6 protein-coding genes are annotated in these 6,142 nt (G+C 53.2%); 5 read left to right on the top strand and 1 reads right to left on the bottom strand.

What is annotated here, in order from left to right; genetic code table 11:
- The 5 genes from VLH40_07475 to VLH40_07455 all read left to right on the top strand — a co-directional run.
- On the top strand, positions 1–1,002 hold a 1,002-nt coding region (locus VLH40_07475), incomplete at its 5' end, for a heavy metal translocating P-type ATPase (GenBank protein HSV31842.1).
- Between the two features lie 1,085 nt (positions 1,003–2,087).
- Positions 2,088–3,344 carry a 3-isopropylmalate dehydratase large subunit gene (locus tag VLH40_07470; protein HSV31841.1) on the top strand — a complete coding sequence of 419 codons (1,257 nt, stop codon included), beginning with the start codon at positions 2,088–2,090 and terminating at the stop codon, positions 3,342–3,344.
- A 20-nt stretch (positions 3,345–3,364) separates the two neighbouring features.
- Positions 3,365–3,865, top strand: a complete 501-nt coding sequence (locus tag VLH40_07465; GenBank protein HSV31840.1) for a 3-isopropylmalate dehydratase small subunit — start codon at positions 3,365–3,367, stop codon at positions 3,863–3,865.
- Between the two features lie 10 nt (positions 3,866–3,875).
- On the top strand, positions 3,876–5,132 hold the full coding sequence (gene glyA, locus VLH40_07460; protein ID HSV31839.1) for a serine hydroxymethyltransferase: 1,257 nt from the start codon (positions 3,876–3,878) through the stop codon (positions 5,130–5,132).
- An 81-nt stretch (positions 5,133–5,213) separates the two neighbouring features.
- Entirely contained in the window at positions 5,214–5,435 is a 222-nt protein-coding gene (locus VLH40_07455) for a NifU family protein (protein HSV31838.1), read from the top strand.
- Between the two features lie 59 nt (positions 5,436–5,494).
- Here the strand turns inward: VLH40_07455 and VLH40_07450 are convergent.
- Positions 5,495–6,142, bottom strand: a 648-nt coding sequence (locus VLH40_07450) for a TraB/GumN family protein (protein HSV31837.1), incomplete at its 5' end; no start/stop codon positions are given.

Here is a 6,142-nt window from a genome sequence, read left to right as displayed (position 1 = left end):
AACGCCGCCCGCCGTGGCATCCTGATCAAAGGCGGAAGAAGCTTGGAGGCGACCGGGCGGGTAAATGCGGCAGTGTTTGATAAGACCGGGACTCTTACCTATGGCAAACCTCGGGTGACCACGATCAGGAGTTTCAGTGAGAAGAGCGAGCAAGATGTTCTGACCCGAGCAGCTTTGGCCGAGAAATTCTCCGAGCATCCGCTGGCAAAGGCCATCATCCATAAAGCCCAGGAGCTTGGGATTAGCGTTCCTGACCCGAGCGAGTTCAAGGTCATCTTAGGCCGAGGGGTAGTAGCTCGTACCAGCGAGCAAGAGGTGATCCTGGGCAACAGGAAGCTGTTAATCGACCGTCGGATAAAGTTACCCCCAGAAGCAGAAGAATTTCTGGTCCTCAGGGAATCGAAAGGTGAGACCTGTCTGCTGCTTGCCGAGGACGAGCGCTTTTTGGGGGTGATTAGCATTGCCGACGTTTTGCGGGAGGGAACACGCCAGGCGATCGCTGCCATGAGAGAATCCGGTGTGAAGAAAATAATGATGCTCACCGGCGATAATAACCGCACTGCTGAGGCTATCGCCTCGCTGGCTGGGATCGTCGAGTTTGCCGCCGACCAGTTGCCGGAAGACAAGGTAAACACGGTCAAACGGTTGAAAGAGCAGTATAAAGTCGCTGTCATTGGAGACGGAATCAACGATGCCCCTGCTCTGGCCACCGCCGATGTCGGCATTGCGATGGGAGCAATCGGAAGCGACACCGCCATCGAGGCGGCGGACATTGCTCTGCTGGCTGATGATCTGACCCAGGTCGCCCAGGCGGTCCGTCTCAGCCGGAGAGCCCTGCGGACTATCACTGTGAATATTTTCCTCTTCTCGCTGGGACTTAATGCTGTGGGAATGTACCTGGCCATCGGTGGGTTGGTGGGTCCGGTGATGGCAGCGGTATTGCACAACGTCGCCTCAGTCCTAGTGGTGCTAAACTCGGCGCGGTTGATACGATATAGATAGAGAAAAGGAGGACTTAACCAGCCGCATGTAAGTAATATCAATACCCCGGACGTGATTGGGGTGGACCGGTTTAACACCTCCAAGCAAGTAAGGGAATACCTGGTGTTCCAGCCTACATTTACTCAAGTTTGGCCTGGGGTAATCCCGATTGTTCCCATTTCACGCATGTGCCGCCAGACTGCTTTCCAGTTGATGCAGGGGCTATCCCGGTACAGCTGGGCGGTTATTCTCCCGGACCCGTAAAAGGGGTGTTGCGCATAGATCTCGTCAATACGGTGTTTAATAGCAATTTCCTCCGGTGACGGCTTCACCGGCTTATAATGCAACTGGAACGGTTAACCTTCAGCAATTCGGCTTGGGTTTTTATAGGTACGTCGGTGCTTTCCCAATCGACAAGAGCTATACGTTCATTACGTATCAGTTCAGAGGCCAGATTTTTTTCAACCAGTTGAGCTACGTGGTCAGTCGGCCAACTTCCGCATAGAGGTCTTGTAGTTGTCTTTCATAACCGTTCTTCATGGCATCCAGGTCCTGCGCTCATCGGCAAAAAACTGCGGTAGATTTTCAAGGGCGTGTTTTTTCCAACGATACAGCTAGGTGGTATGTATCCCATATTCCGAGGAAATTTTCGAGAGTGATTTTTCCTTCCTGAGAATTTTCAGCACGATTTTGACTTTGAAATCAGCAGGATGATTTTTACATATGGACATTTGATTCTTAAGATTCCCTGTTTTCGTGTTTAGTTTCTTGGGCCCATTATATTCATCCCATAGAGATTCCAAATAAGTTTGACAAACCATCCGCATCCCAACGGGTCCAAGATCTTTTACCGTTACCTCTATGGGTTAAAAAGATATCCCGCTGTAGTGATTGGTAAAACCTGGATTTCTGTAGGCATAATTCTTCCATGAGCGCCACCCCTTGATTGACTTTATTTCAAACCTTCGGGTATCATGAGTCGAAGGCCAAGGACTGGACAAAGATGGAGAACAAGATAAAGACTGCAGAGGATGGGTGGTTGGGATCCTTACTCATTGTTGATCACTGTTCACCCATTACTGTCCTGTTTACAAGGAGTGAAGACGATGGGCAAAACCATTTCGGAAAAAATCTTCAGCGAGAAAACCGGTCGATCGGTCACGGCCGGTGACTTGGTCATTGCGGATATAGATATGGCCATGGGTCAGGATGGTACCACCCCATTGGCCATTCGTTCCTTTCAGGAAATGAATGGGCAAGGGGTATTTGATCCGAAGAAAATTGCCCTGGTTATCGATCATAATGCTCCGAGCCCTTTGGAAGCGGTTTCAGAACTGCACGATCAGATACGACATTTTGCGGATAAGTATGGTCTGCGCATCTTTGACGCGGGTTGTGGAATCTGTCATGAATTGATGGTTTCTGAAGGACTGGTGGTTCCCGGAGACCTGGTGATCGGGGCGGATTCTCATACCTGTACCTACGGGGCACTGGGTGCCTTCTCCACCGGGGTGGGGAGCTCGGAACTTGCCGCGGTGATGATTGCCGGCAAGCTCTGGTTCAAAGTACCGGAGTCTATTCGGGTCATCCTGGAGGGGCGATTACCGAAAGGGGTCTACTCTAAAGACGTGGCGCTGGCCTTGGCTGCGGAAATCGGAGCCGATGGCGCGAACTATCAGGCTTTGGAGTATTCCGGGCCGGTCGTCGATGCTCTGAGCGTCGAAGAACGACTGACTCTGACGAACATGGCGGTTGAGATGGGAGCCAAGGCCGGTCTCATGGCCCCGGACGAAAAGACCCGGCAATGGTTGTCCAGCCGGATCAACAAACCCTGTCGGCTGATTGCCCCGGATCCCGACGCCGTCTACGCGCGGGAAGTAAGACTTGATTGCTCCCGACTGACTCCCCGGGTGGCTCTCCCGCACCAGGTGGATACCGTGGTTCCAATTGAAGAAGTTGGAGAGGTGCCCATCCGCCAGGCTTTTCTCGGCACCTGCACCAACGGCCGGACGGTTGACTTCCAAGTAGCCGCCTCGATCCTGTATGGCCGCAGCGTTCATCCATCAGTGCGACTGATTGCCGCTCCGGCTTCCCGGGCGGTGTTTCTTGAGGCGGTCCGTAAGGGATGGGCGGAGACGATTGTCCAGGCCGGCGGTATGTTGGTAACTCCCGGTTGTGGTCCCTGCGTGGGGACTCATCAAGGTGTTCCAGGCGACGGCTGGAACGTGATTTCCACGGCCAACCGGAATTTCAAAGGGCGCATGGGAAACAATAAGGCCTTCATTTATCTCGCTTCACCGGCCACGGTCGCCGTTTCAGCAATTACCGGCCGGATTACCGATCCTCGCGGGTTTTTAGCGTAGACATAGTTGGGGTGATGAGCATGGAATTGCGTGGCAAGGCGCACACGTTCGGTGACGATATCAACACGGATTATATCATCTCCGGTAAATACAAATTTAGAACCCTGGACATGAACGAACTGGGTAAACACGTCATGGAGGATTTGGATCCGGATTTTTCCTCGAAGGTCCGGCCGGGTGATTTTCTGGTCGCTGGGAAAAATTTCGGTTGTGGGTCCTCCCGTGAACAGGCTCCCCGGGCACTGTTGGCCAGCGGCATTCGGGCCGTCCTGGCTCGTTCTTTTGCCCGGATATTTTTTCGGAATGCCATAAACTGTGGGCTGGCGGTCATAGAATGCGATACTTCCCGTATCGAATCGGGCGATGAACTGGTGATCGACTTCAGCAGTGGAGAGGTGAGCGATCTATCTAACGGTGAGATTGTCGTTGCCCGGCCTTTACCTACGATTATGATCCGGATTCTTGAAGAAGGGGGACTGATTCCGTATTTCAAAAAATACGGTACGTTTCAGGAGGTTTAAAAGCGTGCGCATGTGGGAAACGCTGAGGGAAAAGGATCCGGAAATCTTCGAATGGGTGTGGAAAGAACTTGAGCGGGAACGAAATAATCTTGAGTTAATTGCCTCGGAAAATTTTACGAGCATCCCGGTCATGGAAGCCCAGGGCACCGTACTCACTAACAAGTATGCGGAAGGATATCCATCCCGGCGGTATTATGGCGGGTGTGAGCATGTCGACCAGCTGGAACTGCTGGCTATAGCCCGGGCCCGGGCGCTTTTTAATGCCGACCATGTCAATGTCCAACCGCATTCTGGCTCACAGGCCAATATGGCCGTTTATATGGCGGTACTCAAGCCCGGGGATAGCGCAATGGGTATGGACCTTTCCCACGGTGGTCACCTGACTCACGGCAGCCGGGTGAACTTTTCCGGTTTGTTGTATCGGTTTTTTCCCTACGGAGTGGATGCCGAGAGTGAACAGATCGACTACCGGGCCTTGGAACAGCGGGCTTTGGAGATCCGGCCCAGGATGATCGTGGCCGGCGCCAGCGCCTATCCGCGTTTGATCGACTTTACCCGTTTACGCACCATTTGTGACCAAGTGGGAAGTTATCTTATGGTGGACATGGCCCATATTGCTGGCTTGGTGGCGACCGGCCTTCACCCCAGTCCGGTGCCCTATGCGGATTTTATCACCACAACAACGCACAAAACCCTGCGTGGACCGCGTGGGGGTATGATTCTGTGTAAACGGGAACACGCCGCGCTCATCAACAAGACGATCTTTCCCGGTATACAGGGAGGACCGCTGATGCATGCCATCGCTGCTAAGGCAGTGGCTTTTCGGGAGGCGCTCGAACCGTCGTTTGCCGCCTACCAGCAACAGGTGGTGAAAAACGCCCGGGCTCTCTCTTCGGCTTTGCAGACCAAGGGTTTTCGCCTGGTTTCCGGCGGGACGGATACCCATCTGATGCTAGTGGATCTTCGGAATAACCGAACGACTGGGCGGGAAGCCGAAAAATTGCTGGATCTGGTGGGTATCACTGTCAATAAAAACGCGATTCCCTTCGATCCGGAGAAACCGACGATCACCAGCGGAATCCGCCTGGGGACACCGGCCTGTACCACCCGGGGCATGGGAGAAGACCAGATGAAGATCATTGCGGGGCTGATCGAGTCGACTATTCGGGGAAAGGATGAACCGGAACTCCTCCGCAGGGTCAGAGACCGGGTTCTTGAGCTATGCCATGACTTTCCTCTCTATCCTGAGATTGAATCCCCGGAATAAGCTGGTTGAAGACTGGTTGACACGCATAGTGATTATGGTGGATTTATCGAGTAGTGAGATTCATGTTGGGAGGATGAAATCATGAGAGAACAAGTGGAAAAAGCCCTGGAGAAAGTCCGGGGATTCCTGCAAAACGACGGTGGAGACGTTGAGTTGGTTGCCATCGAAAACGGGGTGGTCAAAGTTCGCTTGAAGGGAATGTGCAGTTCATGTCCGATGTCCATGATCACCATGAAAGATGGAATCGAACGGGTGGTCAAAGAGGAAGTGCCGGGGGTCAAATCAGTCGAGCAGGTGTGTTGAAGATTAAGCCCGGGGGCGTCAGCCTCCCGGGCTTAATCTCGTTAAGGACATTGGACCATTCATCCGGTGATTTGTTCCACCCGGTATCCGGCTTCTCGTAAAAGCTTGACCAATCCTCTTTCTCCGGAGAGGTGCCCCGCCCCGATAATCACGAAGTAGGTTTTTCCATCCCCCTCAGTCAAAAACGATTCGATTCGGCGGGCCATATTCTGGCTCCGCTCGTTCCAGAACCGTTCATTGTATCCGGGGATGTGTGCGGTCAGGGCCTTGAGGTTTTCAGAAAACGTCTGAAAGACCTCCCAGTTACCGCTGATCCAAAGCTCATGCAAGAGTTCTAGATCTTCGGCGATCCTTTCGCTGTCGGCTTCTCCTGGATAGGGATCAATGGCGGAAAGGAGAAATTGTTCCTGCACCTCGCCGGAAAAGCCCTCGAACAGGTCGATCTGGTACGAGAACCCTTCCAGTTCGATGATCTGTTTCTCTCCGGATTGAGCGAGAAAGTACATTTCAATTCCGTGGATCGCCTCGAAGGAAGCATCGGTCGCCTCCAGGGTGGAAAGAATCAAGGCCAGGAGCCAGGGCTTGACGAACTGATAGTCCGTGACTGCATGGCCGTAAGCGGACAGGCGTCCCGCGAGCCGCCGGTAGGTGGTATCGCTCAATACGTCGGCCAGGGTAATTCCGTCGTGGAAGAAGCCCCGCTCCAT

Source organism: Atribacteraceae bacterium, assembly GCA_035477455.1.
Lineage (GTDB): Bacteria > Atribacterota > Atribacteria > Atribacterales > Atribacteraceae > DATIKP01.
Note: the sequence above shows the minus strand (reverse complement) of the source record. Positions and strands in the feature narration are given on the sequence as shown.